Annotated in this window: 1 pseudogene; it reads right to left on the bottom strand. The window is 66.3% G+C overall.

Features of this window, described 5'->3' with window-relative positions:
* Nucleotides 1-264, bottom strand: a pseudogene (locus SB751_RS31645) (anti-sigma factor); the annotation flags it as partial.

The raw sequence follows: 264 nt of genomic DNA, 5'->3' as shown, positions 1-264 counted from the left end.
ATACATGAACTGCGCGACTTCACCGTCGGGACCGGGCAGCAAACGGCCGCCCGCCAGCTCGAAACCGCTTTTCGCGAGCATGGGCGGATGCACGTCGGTGCCGAGCCGGTTCGCGAGCCATTGCACGAAGTCCTGCTCCTGATGGCTGCTCATGGTGTCCGGACGCCCGACTTCGGGCATGTAGACCACATGGGCGAGCGCGGCTTCGTGGACGAAGCTCATCGTCGTGTCGGCGCTCGCCGTCTGCTGATCGCCGCGACCGGC

Origin of the sequence: Cupriavidus sp. SIMBA_020, from assembly GCF_046535395.1 — a bacterium.
Taxonomy (GTDB): domain Bacteria; phylum Pseudomonadota; class Gammaproteobacteria; order Burkholderiales; family Burkholderiaceae; genus Cupriavidus; species Cupriavidus campinensis.
This window is presented reverse-complemented; position numbering and strand designations above follow the sequence as displayed.